Consider the following 14,867-nt stretch of genomic DNA (forward strand, 5'->3'; position numbering starts at 1 on the left):
GCAGTGGTACGCGGCGGTGAACCTTACGCCCAAGCCCCCGACCTTGGACATGCCCCGCCCGGAAGGGGTGTACGCGCGTGCCCGCACTTGTGCTGCTCGGTGCTCAGTGGGGTGACGAAGGCAAGGGAAAGGCGACGGACCTGCTCGGTGGCTCCGTCGACTATGTGGTGCGTTACCAGGGCGGCAACAACGCCGGCCACACGGTCGTCGTGGGCGACCAGAAGTACGCGCTCCACCTCCTCCCTTCCGGAATCCTGTCGCCCGGCTGTACGCCGGTCATCGGTAACGGTGTCGTCGTCGACCCGTCGGTCCTGCTCTCCGAGCTGAGCGGTCTGAACGAGCGTGGCGTCGACACGTCAAAGCTCCTGATCAGCGGTAACGCGCACATCATCACGCCGTACAACGTGACCGTCGACAAGGTGACGGAACGCTTCCTCGGCAAGCGCAAGATCGGTACGACCGGGCGCGGCATCGGCCCGACCTACGCCGACAAGATCAACCGCGTGGGCATCCGGGTCCAGGACCTCTACGACGAGTCGATCCTGACCCAGAAGGTCGAGGCGGCCCTCGACGTCAAGAACCAGATCCTCACCAAGCTCTACAACCGGCGCGCGATCGCCGTGAGCCAGGTGGTGGAGGAGCTGCTGGGCTACGCCGAGCAGATCAAGCCGTACGTCGCCGACACGGTCCTGGTCCTCAACCAGGCGCTGGAGGACGACAAGGTCGTCCTCTTCGAGGGCGGCCAGGGCACGCTGCTGGACATCGACCACGGCACGTACCCCTTCGTGACCTCGTCGAACCCGACCGCCGGCGGCGCCTGCACCGGTGCCGGCGTGGGCCCGACGAAGATCAGCCGGGTCATCGGCATCCTCAAGGCCTACACGACCCGCGTCGGCGCGGGCCCGTTCCCGACCGAGCTGTTCGACGAGGACGGCGAGGCCCTGCGCCGCATCGGCGGCGAGCGCGGTGTCACCACCGGCCGTGACCGCCGCTGCGGCTGGTTCGACGCGGTCATCGCCCGCTACGCGACCCGCGTCAACGGCCTCACCGACTTCTTCCTCACCAAGCTGGACGTCCTCACCGGCTGGGAGCAGATCCCGGTCTGCGTGGCCTACGAGATCGACGGCAAGCGCGTCGAGGAACTGCCGTACTCCCAGACCGACTTCCACCACGCGAAGCCGGTCTACGAGATGCTGCCGGGCTGGAGCGAGGACATCAGCAAGGCGAAGTCCTTCTCCGACCTGCCGAAGAACGCGCAGAACTACGTCAAGGCGCTGGAGGAGATGTCCGGCGCGCCGATCTCCGCGATCGGCGTGGGCCCGGGCCGCGACGAGACGATCGAGATCAACTCGTTCCTCTGAGCGTTCCTTTCCCGGAGCCCGGGGATCTGATGGGATGGCCGGTGCGGAGAACCCGCCCGGCCTGTCCCGCCCTCCGCGGTGCCGACCGGGCCGGGGAGGCGCCCACTCTGTCCGTCGTGAAGGAAGCGGGATGCTGCTGAGATTCCGGGTGGCCAACGTCCGGTCCCTGCGCGACGAGCAGGAACTGTCGTTGGTCGCGCCCGAGGACGACGAGGACGAGCGGGCCACGGCGCGCGAGACGGAACTCTCCGACGGCAGGCGGCTCCCCGTCCATACCGTCCTCGGTGTCTTCGGCCCGAACGCCTCCGGCAAGTCGAACGTGATCGCCGCGCTGCGGAACATGCGCCGCTGCGTGATGCGGTCGTACGCCGAGTGGACCTCCTACGACGGCATCCCCCGTGACGAGTTCGCCCTTGACCCCAAGACCGCCGACGAGTCCTCGCTGTACGAGGCGGACTTCGTCCTGGCCGACGGGGTGCGTCGGACGTACGGCTTCGAACTCGGTCGGCGCCGGGTGGAGGCCGAGTGGCTCTACGCGTATCCAAAGGGACGTCGCCAGGTGTGGTTCGAGCGGGACGCCAGCCGGGAGAAGGACTTCGACTTCCCCGGCGACCGTCTCCGCGACCGCGCCAGGCTGGCCCGCACCACTCGCCGGGACGCATTGTTGCTGACCCGTGCGGCGAACGACGGGCACGAGCAGCTGACACCCATCTTCGAAACGACGTCTGAGCCCGTCGTGAATGACGGTCTCTTTCGACGAGCCTCTCAGCCCATGCTGCTCCTCAGGGCCGTGGGGACACTCGGAGGACGGCCGCCCAGGGCTCCCCGCCGTTCCGGCTCAGCTCGCGCTCATCCCTCGTTCCGGCCACTGCGCCCGCTCGTCGTACACGGCGTTGATCTTCCGGGACGCCTTGAGGAAGGTGTAGTCGATGTCGCCGTCGTCCGGCTGGGCCGTGCGCGTGTACGTGTTCATGGTCAGGAGCCGCGTCATCGTCGCGGGGTCCTCGCCGAAGGCATAGCGGATGACCATCCCGTCCCCGGACTCCTTCCTGAAGTAGACGAGGGACGCCATCACCACTCACCTTCGAAGTCTTCGCGCTTGTTCAACGGCACCTTGCTCTGCCAATTGTAGGTTTCGTTGGCCACCCGATGGGCTTCCTGGTAGGTCGCTCCCGGGTGATCGCGCAGGTAGCCGAGCTCGGTCAGCTCGTGTTCCAGCAGCACGTGGTCCTCGGGCAGCGCGTTGCCGGAGCGGAGCCGGATCCAGGCGTCCGCGATCTCGGCGTCCGCGTCGTTGTGGCTGATGGCCTGAATGTCACGCGGGTTCTTCAGGAAGTCGTCGTAGGCGGCTTCCGCCCAGCGAGTCTGGGCCGGGTCGTCGAGGATGTCCCTCGGGCGGCGACGGGCCCCGGTGAGCCATTCGTCGTTGAAGCGGGCGGCCGGCACCGTGGACAGACCGTCCAGGTCCGTACCCGCACCCAGGAACATGTTCCGGACTCCGCCCGCGCCGACGGCGGCCCGGACGCCCCCGGCGCCGGCGCCCAGGACACCGCCGAACGCCATGCCGGTGAGCGCGGAGTCGCTCGCCTCGTCCAGGCTGAATCCGCCCTGCATGCCCGCGGCGATCTTCATTGGCTGTGCGACGGCCAGGTCGACGGTGACCGACTCGACGCCCGCGATGGAGGCTGTGGCGAGCGTGGTGCCCGCGATGGTGGCGATCTCCGTCGACACCGTGACACCGAGAGTGGCCGCGAGGTCGACGATTCCCGCGGTAGCCGCCGCCGCGGCGGCTTCCGAGATACCGGCGGTGAAGATGGCCGGCGCGGTACCGGCGACGATGGTCGCGCCGACGATTTCGAGCTCGTGCTCCAGCCGCTTGACGGCGGCGTGGACGGCATCGGCATATGTGTCGAGCGCCTTGGCCATGTCCCGGGCGCTGTCGGCCAGGTCTTTCAGCCAGCCGTGGCCATCGTGGTAGTAGCGCCGCCAGAACGGGTCGTCAAAGGCGCTGATCGCCTCGCCCTTGGTGTGTTCGATGATGCTGCGCGCCGACTTGTTGGCCGCGACCAGCACGTCTTCGACGTCATCGGCGAAGTCCCGCCATGCCTTGGCCGCGTCCCGTAGCCCATCCTGGTCGGCTGCGGGCCACCACATGCCGGTGACGTCCTGGACGATCTCCTTCGCTTTGTCCGCGGCACTCACTTGGCGGATCACCGCCCTCGACGGTGATCCGCGAGAACATCGAGCGCACGAGGTACTCGTTGTCGATGTGGCCGTCGGCCATGTCACGCATGGCGTCGTGGATGCTTTGCAGCCCCTGGGAGAGGATGCCGGCGGCGTTTTCCATCTTCGTCACCAGCGGGCCGTAGTGCTCGTGGAACTCGGCGCCCTGGTCGTCGTCGCCCCAGGGGGAACCGGCGGCCGTGAGAGCGGACTTGAGTCGTGCGAGCGCCTTGGCCAGGTCGGAGCTGTGGGTGTGGAAGTGTGGTGCGGTCGCCTTGAGATCGGCGATCTTGATGTGGAGTATCTCGTCACTCATGCCTCGCCCCTGTCCCCTCCGGTGGCGCGCCGATCCGTAGACCCTGTTTCGATCAAGATCGTCCGATCGGGCCGGAAGCCCAAGAGTGAGTGATGCTCTGACCAAGGAACGCGCCGTCGTCAGCTGAACACGATCATCGACCCCTGCGCCAGCGAGCGGGTCGCCGCCGCGTGCAGGCCCAGCCAGACGTGCCGTTCGCGGGCGAAGGGGCTGGGGTCGTAGGGGGCCGGGACGGCCGGTTCCTCCAGGTCGGTGGGGGCCGTGGGCGGGGCGGGGGGCGCCGGGGGGTTCGCCGGGTCGATGCCGATGGTCGGGGCGACGTGCTGGAGTTCCCGCAGCAGCGTCTGCGACGAGCCCAACGGGCCGCCGCCCGCGAGGAGTTCGTCGTTCGACAGCGGGTGCGGGAAGTCCACGGGGACGTACGCGCCCGCGTGGTCGTAGTGCCAGACCAGATGGGACTGCTGGGCGGTCGACTCGAACATCTCCAGCAACTGCTCGTAGTCGCCGCCCAGTTCGTCCACCGGGGTCACCGGCAGGCCGCAGACCTGGAGCAGGTAGGCCCGGCGCAGGAAGTGCAGGGCGTCGTAGTCGAAACCGGCGACCGGGGCGACGTCACCGGACAGGCCCGGCATGTACTGGTACACCGGCACCGGCGGCAGACCCGCCTCGGCGAGAGCCTTGTCGTACTGCGCGAGTTCCTCGGCGAAGGGGTTGTCCGGGGTGTGGCACAACACGTCCACGAGCGGTACCAGCCACAGGTCACAGGCCAAAGGAGGGCTCCTACGTCGGCAGGCGCGCGGTCACGCACGGCAGCAGGTGGTCAGGGAAGGGTAGTCCGTACGGCCCCGGGGCTGCTCCCCTCGTACGGACCTGGGGGGCCGTACCGGTCACTTACCCGTTGGTCAGGTGTTCCAGCAGGGCCAGCGAGTCGGCGTTCGAGGCGGCCACGATCGCGCGGGCCGTGTCGGCCTCGCGCCGGGCGAGCGCGTCGACCAGCTCGGTGTGCCCGGACCAGAGCCGGCCGCGCAGGTCGGGCAGGCGCAGCAGGTGCTGCACCACGCACACCCAGGAGCGCACGCGCAGGCGGTGCAGGAAGTCCCCGAGGTAGGGGTTGCCGAAGAGGGCGCTCAGCTCGCGCCAGAAACGCAGGTCGTAGCCGATGAGGACGGTGAGGTCGCCGGCGCTCGCGGCCCGCTGGGCCTCCTCGCCGCGGCGGCGCACGGTGGCCAGGGCGGCGGCCGTGCGGGGGTCCTCGGGCGCGGTGCGGAAGGCGGGGTGGCCGGCGGTGAGGGCCTGGAACATGCCCTCGGTGACCAGGCTGCGCGCCTCGATCATGTTCCGGTAGTCGGTGACCGAGTACTCGGGCACCCGGAAGCCGCGGTGCTGGTCGGCCTCCAGGATGCCCTGCGCGGACAGGTCGACCAGCGCCTCGCGGACGGGGGTGGCGGAGACGCCGTACTGGTCGGCTATCTCCTTCACGGTGAACGCCCGGCCCGGGCGCAGCCGGCCCGCCAGCACCTCGTCACGGAGCGCGTCCGCGATCTGCTGGCGCAGGGTGCTGCGCGTCACGGTGCCGTTGCCGGGCATGTCCGTGCCTCTCCTCACACGTCCGGGTGACGTACTCGTACGGACTCGCGATCTACGCGAGTCGCTGTTACTTACGAGCACGTCACCTTACGCGTTCGGACCCGCCCGGCGGCAGGCACGGTACGGTCACACCGTGTGTTCGTCGGCGACGCTCAACGCGGCGTCGAGCGCGGCCAGACCCTCCTTCAGCTCGGCCTCGCTCGCGTTGCACGGCGGGACGACGTGGGTGCGGTTCATGTTCACGAACGGCCACAGGCCGTGCCGCTTGGCGGCGGCCGTGAACGCGGTCATCGGGGCGGCCGCCTCGCCGGCCGCGTTGTACGGCACCAGCGGCTCGCGGGTCTCCCGGTTCCTCACCAGCTCCAGCGCCCAGAACATGCCGGTACCGCGCACCTCGCCGACGCTCGGGTGCCGCTTCGCCAGCTCGGCGAGGCCGGGTCCGACGACGGTCTCGCCGAGCCGCCTGGCGTTCTCCACGACGCCCTCCTCCGCCATCACGTTGATCGTGGCGACGGCGGCGGCGCAGGCCAGCGGGTGGCCGGAGTAGGTGAGGCCACCGGGGTAAGGGCGTTTGCCGAACGTCTCCGCGATCTCCTGCGAGATGGCGACACCGCCGAGCGGGACGTAACCGGAGTTCACGCCCTTGGCGAAGGTCATCAGGTCCGGGGTGACGCCGAACAGGTCGGCCGCGAACCACTCGCCGGTCCGGCCGAAGCCGGCCATGACCTCGTCCAGGATGAAGACGATGCCGTACTTGTCGCACAGCTCGCGCACCCCGGCCAGGTAGCCGGGCGGCGGCACCATGATCCCGGCGGTGCCCGGGATGGTCTCCAGGATGATCGCCGCGATGGTCGCCGGGCCCTCGAAGGCGATCGTCGTCTCCAGGTGCTCCAGCGCCCGGGCGCACTCCTGCTCCTCGGTCTCGGCGTAGAAGCGGGAGCGGTAGAGGAAGGGCGCCCAGAAGTGGACGACACCGGCGGCGGCGCCGTCGGAGGCCCAGCGGCGCGGGTCACCGGTGATGTTGATGGCCTGCTGGGTGCCGCCGTGGTACGAGCGGTAGGCCGAGAGCACCTTCGGGCGGCCCGTGTGCAGCCGGGCCATGCGGACCGCGTGCTCGACGGCGTCCGCGCCGCCGTTGGTGAAGAAGATCTTGTCCAGGTCGCCGGGGGTCCGTTCGGCGATCAGCCGGGCCGCCTCCGAGCGGGCCTCGACGGCGAACGCGGGCGCGAAGGTCGTCAGCTTCGCGGCCTGCTCCTGGATCGCCGCGACGACCTTCGGGTGCTGGTAGCCGATGTTGGTGAAGACGAGTCCGCTGGTGAAGTCCAGGTACCGCGTGCCGTCGTAGTCCCAGAAGTACGACCCCTCGGCGCCTGCGACGGCGAGCGGGTCGATGAGGTCCTGGGCCGACCAGGAGTGGAAGACGTGCGCACGGTCCGCGGCCTTCACCGCGGCGCCGGCTTCGGGGCTGGTCTGAGGGGTCATGCGGCCGAGCGTAGATGTCCGCGATGCGGAAGTCCTATCGGCGTCCTGTTCCGTGGGCGGGGCGAAAGCGCGACAGGTTGTCGACGGCGCGGCGGCGGGGACCGGCCGGGGATCGCCGGAGGAGGAACCCCCTGTCGTACGACCGCACTATTCTCGGTCGTCGCAGACCTATGGGGGGAAGGCGGACGCGGATGGAGAAGCTGGGGCCGGGGGATCCGCAGGGAATCGGTGCTTATCGGCTGCTGGCGCGGCTCGGCGCCGGCGGCATGGGGCAGGTGTATCTGGCGCGGTCGGACCGGGGGCGGACCGTCGCGGTGAAGCTCGTCCGGGAGGAGCTGGCGGCGCAGGAGGAGTTCCGGGCGCGGTTCCGGCAGGAGGTGGAGGCCGCACGGCGGGTCGGCGGCTACTGGACCGCACCCGTGCTGGACGCCGACACCGAGGCGGCCGTGCCGTGGGTGGCGACCGGGTACGTGGCCGGGCCGAGCCTCCAGCAGGTCGTCGGGCACGACCACGGGGCACTGCCCGAGCGGTCGGTGCGGATTCTGGCGGCGGGGCTCGCGCACGCGCTGAAGGACATCCACGCGGCCGGGATCGTGCACCGGGACCTCAAGCCGTCCAACGTGCTCGTGACCATCGACGGGCCCCGCGTGATCGACTTCGGGATCGCCCGGGCCCGGGAGACGGCGACCGCCGGCGGGGAGGGACTCACCCGGGCCGGGGCGCTCGTCGGGTCGCCGGGGTTCATGGCGCCCGAGCAGGTCCGCGGGGACCGGATCACGCCGGCCTGCGACGTGTTCTGCCTCGGGTCCGTGCTGGCGTACGCGGCGACCGGGACCCTGCCCTTCGGCAACGCCGACAGCGGCGCGCACGCGCTGATGTTCCGGATCGCCCAGGAGGAGCCGGATCTCACCGGGGTGCCGGAGGGGATCGCCGACCTCGTCCGGGACTGCCTGCGCAAGGAACCGGGGGCCCGGCCCTCGCTGGACGCCGTACTGGAGCGGACGGGGGTGGAGGACACCGTGGCCGAGGGGCGGTCGCGGGACCCTTGGCTGCCGAGTTCGCTGGTCGCGCAGCTCGGCAGGCATGCGGTGCGGTTGCTGGAGGCCGAGGACCCGGAGCGGGGAGCGGGTCCGGCGTCCGGTCCGGGCGGGGGGCCCGAGCACGCCGCTGTCCTGGACGGCGGGGACGCCGGGAGCGTCGATCGCCTGCCCACCGCGGTCTCCGCCCAGGCTCCGCCGCCGCCCGGAGCGCCGCCGGCGTCCGCCGGGTTCGCGGCGCCGCCCGCGTCCGCCGGGTTCGGACCGGCGTACGGGGTGCCACAGCCACAGCCGCCGTACCCGCAGCAGCCGTACGCACAGCCGCACCCACCGCACCCCCAGCCCGTCGGCCACGGGTATCCGCTGCCCGGGTCCACCCCGCCCTACGGGCCGCCCACCGTGGGGGTCCCGGTGGATCCCGAGCGGCGCAGCGGGCGGTCCACCGCGCTGCTCGTCGTGGTCGCGCTGGTCGTCGCGCTGGGCGCGGGCGGTTCGGTGTACGCGCTGATGCGCAACGGCGCGGGGAGCGACGACAAGGGCGGCGGCACGGTCGTGTCGGCGCCCACCGTCACCTCCGGCTCGCCGGACGGCTCCGGCACGCCCTCCCCGTCCGCGACGGAGGAGCCGTCCCCCTCCGCCTCCCCGGCCGGCGCGGTGCCGGACGCGTATCTGGGCACCTGGCGGACGACCATCGACAACGCGGTCGGCTCCAACACCCGTGAACTGACCATCCGGCAGGGCGAGGTGGGCGACACCGTGCTGACGCTGGTCGCGGACGGGCCGGCCGAGGGCGGCGGTTCGTACCACTGCGTCTTCGAGGCGGAGCTGGCCCGGGAGCCCAGTGGCGACGGGCCGTTGGAGATCGGCCCGTCCACCGTGACCACCGGCGAGCCCGCCTCCTCCTGCACCCCGGGCGAGGCCACCGAGGTCACCCTGCTGCCGGACGGACGGCTGAAGCGGGCGAAGGCGAGCGGCGGGGAGAGCCTGACGTACAGCAAGGAGTGACCGTGACGGCAGGCAACGCGCGCTGTCCCCGGGGTAGTTGAACGTCGGGCGAACGTTCGTGGACCGGCCCCGCCGGGGACCGTTCGCGCGCGTACCGTGACTCCACCATCATCCGGCTCCGGGGAGTGGCGGGGGCACCCACATGGAGTGGCTGAGCGCGGAGAACGTCGTCGCCGTCGGCACCGCGGTGCTGGGCATCGCCGCGTCCGCGGGCATGGTCTGGTACGAGCGCCGGGTGCCAAGACGCAAGCGGGTCGGCTACCGCGTGCAGATGGACAACCCGATAGGCGACGACGTGCGGTCCGGGCGGGTCAACCGGCGGCTCGGGCTCTTCCTCGAAGCGCCCGGCATGGAGGACGCCACGCTCGTCCTGCTGCGCGTCGAGAACGACGGTTCGCAGGGCATCGACCGCGACGACTACACCAGCCCCGAACGGCACGGGCTCACCGCGGTGTTCACCGACCGGACCATCCGGGGCGTGTCGGTGACCCAGCCCACCGACACCGACCACCTGATGGACCACTTCACCGCCGAGCGCGGCTTCGGCTACGAGGGCAACACCCTGCGCATCCCGCGCGTCCCGCTCAACAGGGGCGACCACTTCAAGCTGCTGGTGCTGCTGTCCGGCGGTGACGTGGGCCGGGGGATACGGCTGATCGGCGGGATCCGGGAGGGCGAGGTCCACCCCAACCGCAGCGCCACCCCCGACGACAAGCCGCCCCTGTTCAGCCGCGCCTCCCGGCTCATCACCATCATGCTCACGGTGTGCGTGATGACCCTCGCCGGCATCGTCGTGGCCCGCGACGACAGCCCGCCACCGGTCGGCTGCGAGCAGGGCACGCTGACCGTGATCGGCTCGACGGCCTTCGCGCCGGTGCTGCGGGAGGTGGCGGAGGAGTACGAGGAGGACTGCGAGGGCGCGGACGTCGCCGTCGACGTCCACGGCTCCACCGCCGGCATCCGGGAGCTGGCGGCGGCCGGGGCGGCGGCGAAGGGGAAGGGGGCGCCGGCCGTCGTCGCCTTCTCGGACGGACCCAAGCCCGGTGACATGCCCGAGCTGCGCGAGACCCGGATCGCGCTGTCCGTGTTCGCGCTCGTGGTCAACGACGACGTGGGCGTACGGAACCTGTCCACCGCGGACGTGCGCGGGCTGTACCAGGGGCGGATCCGCGACTGGGCGCGGCTCGGCGGGCGGTCGCTGCCGGTCCACCTGGTCAGCCGGGACGCCAACTCCGGCACCCGGCAGGTCTTCCAGCGGCGGGTGCTGGGACGGGGCGAGATGGCCAACTCGTCCGTCGACTGCGTCCACAAGGACTACCCGTCGGCGCCGGTGACCCGCTGTGAGCTGGACTCCACCGACCAGGTGCTGGCGAAGGTGGCCGAACTGCCCGGCGCCGTCGGCTACAGCGAGCTGAACCTGGCGCTGCGGGCGAGGGGGGTGCGCGTGCTGGGCCTCGACGGCGACGCGCCCTCCGTCGACGCGATCGAGCACGGGCGCAGCGGATATCCGTACCGGGAGATCGAGTACGCCTACACCTACGGCAGCCCGCCCGCCGACTCCCTCGCCTCCAGCTTCCTGACGTACCTGTCCCGGGGCAACGGCCAGTCCGTCATCCGCACCCATGGACACGTGCCGTGCTGGACACCGGAGGGGATGAAACTGTGCGCGTAGGTTTCTGACCGCGCAGTTCCCCGCGCCCCTTCGGGGTGCTCACCGCGGCTCCGGTGGCCGCTGCCGGGGCATGTTCGGGCGGCTGCCGTTCGCCGGGGGCAGGGGGAAGCGGGCACCGGGGCCCCCGGTCTCCTGGCGCGGCACCGTCGCCACCGCCGTCTGGATGCCCAGCGGCGCCGCCCCCGTGCGGAACTCCACCATCCAGTCGGTCGTCTCCGTGCGCACCAGCTCCACGATGTCCTCCGAGAACCGCCGCAGCACCGACAGGCACCGCTCGGCCGCCTCGCTCGCGGTGCCCTCCGCCGGCCCCAGCACCTCCCGCACGCACTCCGCCGCCCAGTCGAACTGCAACGCCTGGAGCCGCCGGTGCACCGCCTGGGCCGTGGCCACGTCCCTCATCCAGCCCGAGGTGACCCCGAAGAACCGGTCGATGCCGACGCAGGACACCGCGAGCAGCAGCGCCAGACAGCCCCAGGGCGCCACCCCGCCGGCCGCCCCGGTCAGCTCCAGCAGCGGCAGCGCCGCCCCGGCCACGGCCCCGGCCGCCGCCCCGGCCCGCAGCACCCGCGCCCCGCGCCGCTTCCACACCCGGTCCCGCAGGTACCAGGCGGCCGTCTCCAGCGCCCGCCGCTCCACCCACCGGTACAACTCGTCCAGCCGCTCGGCGGGTTCGCCCCAGTCCCCGAGCGGGAAGGCCCGCCCGGTCAGATCGCCCGGCCGCAGCCCGGCCGCACCCTCGCCCCGCCCGTCCTGAGGCGGACCCTCGGGCTGCATCTCCGGCTGACCCACCCGGCACTCCCTACTGATCACGACCGGTCACGTTGCGTGACATTCCCTGCCGACGTGCGGCCACCTTCCTACCGCCCAACGGGTGGCGGAGAGGGAGCTTTCCCGACTTTTCCGCTCGTAAGAGGGCCTTGATCAGGTATAGGACTCACGTTGTTCTCACTCGAAAGAGTGGCGGAGCAGTGGCCGCGTGGACCACGTAGGCTCATCACGACGGATAAAACGTCGGAGAAGGAACGTCGGAGAAGACGGCGAGGAGCTGATCGTGATCCCCGGTGGTGGCCAGCCCAACATGCAGCAGTTGCTCCAGCAGGCCCAGAAGATGCAGCAGGACCTGCAGCGGGCGCAGGAGGAACTGGCGAACACGGAGGTCGACGGGCAGGCGGGCGGCGGCCTGGTGAAGGCCACCGTCACCGGCGCCGGTGAGCTGCGGGCGCTGAAGATCGACCCGAAGGCGGTGGACCCGGAGGACACCGAGACCCTCGCCGACCTGATCGTGGCGGCCGTACACGCGGCCAACGAGAACGCGCAGGCGCTCCAGCAGCAGAAGCTCGGCCCGCTGGCCCAGGGGCTGGGCGGCGGCAGCGGCATCCCGGGCCTGCCGTTCTGACGCCACCGCCTTCCGGGCGGAGGCGCGAGGCAACTACCGTACGTACCGAAAGGTCTCCAGGAAGGGCAGTCCGTTGTACGAAGGCGTGGTCCAGGACCTCATCGACGAGCTGGGGCGGCTGCCCGGCGTCGGTCCCAAGAGCGCGCAGCGGATCGCCTTCCACATCCTGCAGGCCGAGCCGACGGACGTGAAGCGGCTCGCGCAGGCGCTCCTGGAGGTGAAGGCGAGGGTCCGCTTCTGCGCGACCTGCGGGAACGTGGCGCAGGAGGAGCTGTGCGGCATCTGCCGCGACCCGCGCCGCGACCCCTCCGTCATCTGTGTGGTGGAGGAACCGAAGGACGTCGTCGCCATCGAGCGCACCCGCGAGTTCCGGGGCCGGTACCACGTGCTCGGCGGCGCGATCAGCCCGATCGAGGGCGTGGGACCCGACGACCTGCGTATACGAGAACTTCTCGCGCGGTTGGCCGACGGGACGGTCACGGAACTGATCCTGGCCACGGACCCGAATCTGGAAGGCGAGGCGACGGCGACGTACCTCGCCCGCATGATCAAGCCCATGGGCCTGAAGGTCACCCGCCTGGCCAGCGGCCTCCCGGTGGGTGGTGACCTGGAATACGCGGACGAGGTGACCCTCGGCCGCGCCTTCGAGGGGAGACGACTGCTAGATGTCTGACGCCACGCTGCACGCCTCGACGCGGAACCCGGACGACTTCGTGGTCCAGATCGCGGACCAGGTCGAGAGCTTCCTGGTGGCCGTCACGGAGGTGGCGAAGGGCGACGAGCCCGAATCGGCGGTCCCCTTCCTCCTTCTTGAGGTCTCCCAGCTCCTGCTGGCCGGCGGGCGGCTGGGCGCCCACGAGGACATCGTCCCCGAGGAGCGCTACGAGCCCGACCCGGGCCCCGAGCCGGACGTGGACGAGCTGCGCGAGAGCTACGCCCGGCTCCTGGACCCGATCGACGTCTACTCCGAGGTCTTCGACCCGTACGAGCCCCGGAAGGCGCCGGTGCCGGCCCGGATCTCCGACGACCTCGCCGACATCATCGCCGACCTGCGCCACGGCATGGCGCACTACCGCGCGGGCCGCACCACCGAGGCCCTGTGGTGGTGGCAGTTCTCCTACTTCTCCAACTGGGGCCCGACGGCCTCCGCGGTGCTGCGCGCCCTGCAGTCCGTCCTCATCCACGTCCGCCTCAACCAGCCCCTGGAGGAACTGGACGGCCTCGACACCGACCAGGCCGCCATGGGCGACGAGACCCTGGAGTTCGAGGCGGGCCGCGTCATGGCCGAGGAGATCGGCGGCCCCCTGGGAATCCGCCCCGGGCAGTAGCCCGGCCGGGCCGGTCCGGACCCGGCGCTCTGTGAGCCGGGGCACTTTCCGAGTGGTGTGGCGATCGCTGGGCAGGGGTCGAGACCGGGCGGACGGATGTCTCACCATGCGGGAGCAGGGTGGTGGAATTCGGACGCTCGATAGACTGAGCCGACACAAACGAACCGAGCGAGGAGCGCACGTGGGCCTTGTCGTGCAGAAGTACGGAGGCTCCTCCGTAGCCGATGCCGAAGGCATCAAGCGCGTCGCCAAGCGGATCGTGGAAGCGAAGAAGAACGGCAACCAGGTTGTCGTCGTCGTTTCCGCGATGGGCGACACGACGGACGAGCTGATCGATCTCGCCGAGCAGGTCTCTCCCATGCCTGCCGGGCGGGAATTCGACATGCTGCTGACCGCCGGAGAGCGGATCTCCATGGCCCTGCTGGCGATGGCGATCAAAAACCTGGGCCACGAGGCCCAGTCCTTCACCGGCAGCCAGGCAGGCGTCATCACCGACTCGGTCCACAACAAAGCCCGGATCATCGACGTCACGCCGGGGCGGATCAGGACGGCTCTCGACGAGGGCAACATCGCCATCGTCGCCGGGTTCCAGGGCGTGAGCGCCGACAAGAAGGACATCACCACGCTGGGCCGCGGCGGGTCCGACACCACCGCCGTGGCGCTCGCCGCCGCGCTCGACGCCGAGGTCTGCGAGATCTACACCGACGTCGACGGCGTGTTCACCGCCGACCCGCGCGTGGTGAAGAAGGCGAAGAAGATCGACTGGATCTCCTTCGAGGACATGCTGGAGCTCGCGGCCTCCGGTTCCAAGGTGCTCCTCCACCGCTGTGTGGAGTACGCCCGCCGCTACAACATCCCGATCCACGTCCGGTCGTCCTTCAGCGGGCTGCAGGGCACGTGGGTCAGCAGTGAGCCGATTGGGGACAAGAAGGTGGAGCAGGCCATCATCTCCGGTGTCGCGCACGACACCTCCGAGGCCAAGATCACGGTCGTCGGCGTGCCGGACAAGCCGGGTGAGGCCGCCGCGATCTTCCGGACCATCGCCGATGCCGAGATCAACATCGACATGGTCGTGCAGAACGTGTCCGCCGCCTCCACGGGCCTGACGGACATCTCCTTCACGCTGCCGAAGACCGAGGGCCGCAAGGCCATCGACGCGCTGGAGAAGAACCGCTCCGGCATCGGCTTCGACTCGCTGCGCTACGACGACCAGATCGGCAAGATCTCCCTGGTCGGCGCCGGTATGAAGACCAACCCGGGCGTCACCGCCGGGTTCTTCGAGGCGCTCAGCGACGCCGGCGTGAACATCGAGCTGATCTCGACCTCCGAGATCCGCATCTCGGTGGTCACCCGCGCCGACGACGTGCCGGAGGCCGTCCGCGCCGTCCACACGGCCTTCGGTCTGGACTCCGACAGCGACGAGGCCGTCGTCTACGGCGGCACGGGCCGATGAGCCGGGA

The 14,867-nt window shown here is 70.8% G+C and carries 14 protein-coding genes; 8 read left to right on the forward strand and 6 right to left on the reverse strand.

Annotation, left to right across the window (positions count from 1 at the left end; translation table 11 throughout):
* Positions 1–77 precede the first annotated feature (77 nt).
* Together ACH4LD_RS29645 and ACH4LD_RS29650 are read left to right on the forward strand one after the other, a co-directional pair.
* Complete coding sequence (locus ACH4LD_RS29645) at positions 78–1,361, forward strand: adenylosuccinate synthase (protein ID WP_041665390.1); 1,284 nt, start codon at positions 78–80, stop codon at positions 1,359–1,361.
* A 130-nt stretch (positions 1,362–1,491) separates the two neighbouring features.
* Positions 1,492–2,493, forward strand: a complete 1,002-nt coding sequence (locus ACH4LD_RS29650) for an ATP/GTP-binding protein (protein WP_398054693.1) — start codon at positions 1,492–1,494, stop codon at positions 2,491–2,493.
* On the opposite strand, the gene ACH4LD_RS29655 is transcribed toward ACH4LD_RS29650, so the two are convergent.
* From ACH4LD_RS29655 to ACH4LD_RS29675, 5 genes are all read right to left on the reverse strand, one after another.
* Entirely contained in the window at positions 2,433–3,563 is a 1,131-nt protein-coding gene (locus ACH4LD_RS29655; RefSeq protein ID WP_398054692.1) for a hypothetical protein, read from the reverse strand. The two genes, ACH4LD_RS29650 and ACH4LD_RS29655, sit on opposite strands and share 61 nt — an antisense overlap.
* Positions 3,445–3,900 carry a WXG100 family type VII secretion target gene (locus tag ACH4LD_RS29660; protein ID WP_398054691.1) on the reverse strand — a complete coding sequence of 152 codons (456 nt, stop codon included), beginning with the start codon at positions 3,898–3,900 and terminating at the stop codon, positions 3,445–3,447. The genes ACH4LD_RS29655 and ACH4LD_RS29660 overlap by 119 nt, the downstream gene beginning before the upstream one ends.
* 119 nt (positions 3,901–4,019) lie before the next feature.
* On the reverse strand, positions 4,020–4,670 hold the full coding sequence (locus tag ACH4LD_RS29665; protein WP_132784660.1) for a hypothetical protein: 651 nt from the start codon (positions 4,668–4,670) through the stop codon (positions 4,020–4,022).
* Between the two features lie 121 nt (positions 4,671–4,791).
* Positions 4,792–5,487, reverse strand: coding sequence for a GntR family transcriptional regulator (locus ACH4LD_RS29670; RefSeq protein WP_132784659.1), 696 nt, complete (start codon positions 5,485–5,487; stop codon positions 4,792–4,794).
* Between the two features lie 126 nt (positions 5,488–5,613).
* Positions 5,614–6,969, reverse strand: a complete 1,356-nt coding sequence (locus ACH4LD_RS29675) for an aspartate aminotransferase family protein (RefSeq protein WP_398054690.1) — start codon at positions 6,967–6,969, stop codon at positions 5,614–5,616.
* A gap of 191 nt (positions 6,970–7,160) precedes the next feature.
* Here ACH4LD_RS29675 and ACH4LD_RS29680 point away from each other — a divergent pair, with 191 nt between their 5' ends.
* Together ACH4LD_RS29680 and ACH4LD_RS29685 are read left to right on the forward strand one after the other, a co-directional pair.
* Positions 7,161–9,011: a serine/threonine-protein kinase gene (locus ACH4LD_RS29680; RefSeq protein WP_398054689.1), complete on the forward strand. Its 1,851-nt coding sequence runs from the start codon at positions 7,161–7,163 to the stop codon at positions 9,009–9,011.
* 142 nt (positions 9,012–9,153) lie between these two features.
* A complete protein-coding gene (locus ACH4LD_RS29685) occupies positions 9,154–10,683 on the forward strand; it encodes a substrate-binding domain-containing protein (RefSeq protein WP_398054688.1) in 1,530 nt (509 codons plus the stop codon).
* Positions 10,684–10,722: 39 nt separating this feature from the next.
* On the opposite strand, the gene ACH4LD_RS29690 is transcribed toward ACH4LD_RS29685, so the two are convergent.
* Positions 10,723–11,472 (reverse strand): SLATT domain-containing protein, encoded by a 750-nt coding sequence (locus tag ACH4LD_RS29690; protein ID WP_398054687.1) that lies wholly within the window; start codon positions 11,470–11,472, stop codon positions 10,723–10,725.
* A 262-nt stretch (positions 11,473–11,734) separates the two neighbouring features.
* Here ACH4LD_RS29690 and ACH4LD_RS29695 point away from each other — a divergent pair, with 262 nt between their 5' ends.
* The 4 genes from ACH4LD_RS29695 (at position 11,735) to ACH4LD_RS29710 (ending at position 14,860) form a co-directional block, all read left to right on the forward strand.
* On the forward strand, positions 11,735–12,079 hold the full coding sequence (locus tag ACH4LD_RS29695; protein ID WP_398054686.1) for a YbaB/EbfC family nucleoid-associated protein: 345 nt from the start codon (positions 11,735–11,737) through the stop codon (positions 12,077–12,079).
* A gap of 73 nt (positions 12,080–12,152) precedes the next feature.
* Entirely contained in the window at positions 12,153–12,752 is a 600-nt protein-coding gene (gene recR, locus ACH4LD_RS29700; protein ID WP_103814721.1) for a recombination mediator RecR, read from the forward strand.
* A complete protein-coding gene (locus ACH4LD_RS29705) occupies positions 12,745–13,407 on the forward strand; it encodes a DUF5063 domain-containing protein (RefSeq protein ID WP_398054685.1) in 663 nt (220 codons plus the stop codon). The genes recR and ACH4LD_RS29705 overlap by 8 nt, the downstream gene beginning before the upstream one ends.
* A 181-nt stretch (positions 13,408–13,588) precedes the next feature.
* Complete coding sequence (locus ACH4LD_RS29710; RefSeq protein WP_014673991.1) at positions 13,589–14,860, forward strand: aspartate kinase; 1,272 nt, start codon at positions 13,589–13,591, stop codon at positions 14,858–14,860.
* Positions 14,861–14,867: the final 7 nt, after the last annotated feature.

This window comes from Streptomyces sp. NPDC017676 (assembly GCF_044329325.1).
GTDB lineage: Bacteria > Actinomycetota > Actinomycetes > Streptomycetales > Streptomycetaceae > Streptomyces.

Excerpts from the sequence above, each read along its gene's own strand:
- ACH4LD_RS29670 (WP_132784659.1), bottom strand. The coding sequence starts at position 5,487 with ATGCCCGGCAACGGCACCGTGACGCGCAGCACCCTGCGCCAGCAGATC.
- ACH4LD_RS29685 (WP_398054688.1), top strand. The coding sequence starts at position 9,154 with ATGGAGTGGCTGAGCGCGGAGAACGTCGTCGCCGTCGGCACCGCGGTG.
- ACH4LD_RS29660 (WP_398054691.1), bottom strand. The coding sequence starts at position 3,900 with ATGAGTGACGAGATACTCCACATCAAGATCGCCGATCTCAAGGCGACC.
- ACH4LD_RS29680 (WP_398054689.1), top strand. The coding sequence starts at position 7,161 with ATGGAGAAGCTGGGGCCGGGGGATCCGCAGGGAATCGGTGCTTATCGG.
- ACH4LD_RS29650 (WP_398054693.1), top strand. The coding sequence starts at position 1,492 with ATGCTGCTGAGATTCCGGGTGGCCAACGTCCGGTCCCTGCGCGACGAG.
- ACH4LD_RS29705 (WP_398054685.1), top strand. The coding sequence starts at position 12,745 with ATGTCTGACGCCACGCTGCACGCCTCGACGCGGAACCCGGACGACTTC.
- ACH4LD_RS29675 (WP_398054690.1), bottom strand. The coding sequence starts at position 6,969 with ATGACCCCTCAGACCAGCCCCGAAGCCGGCGCCGCGGTGAAGGCCGCG.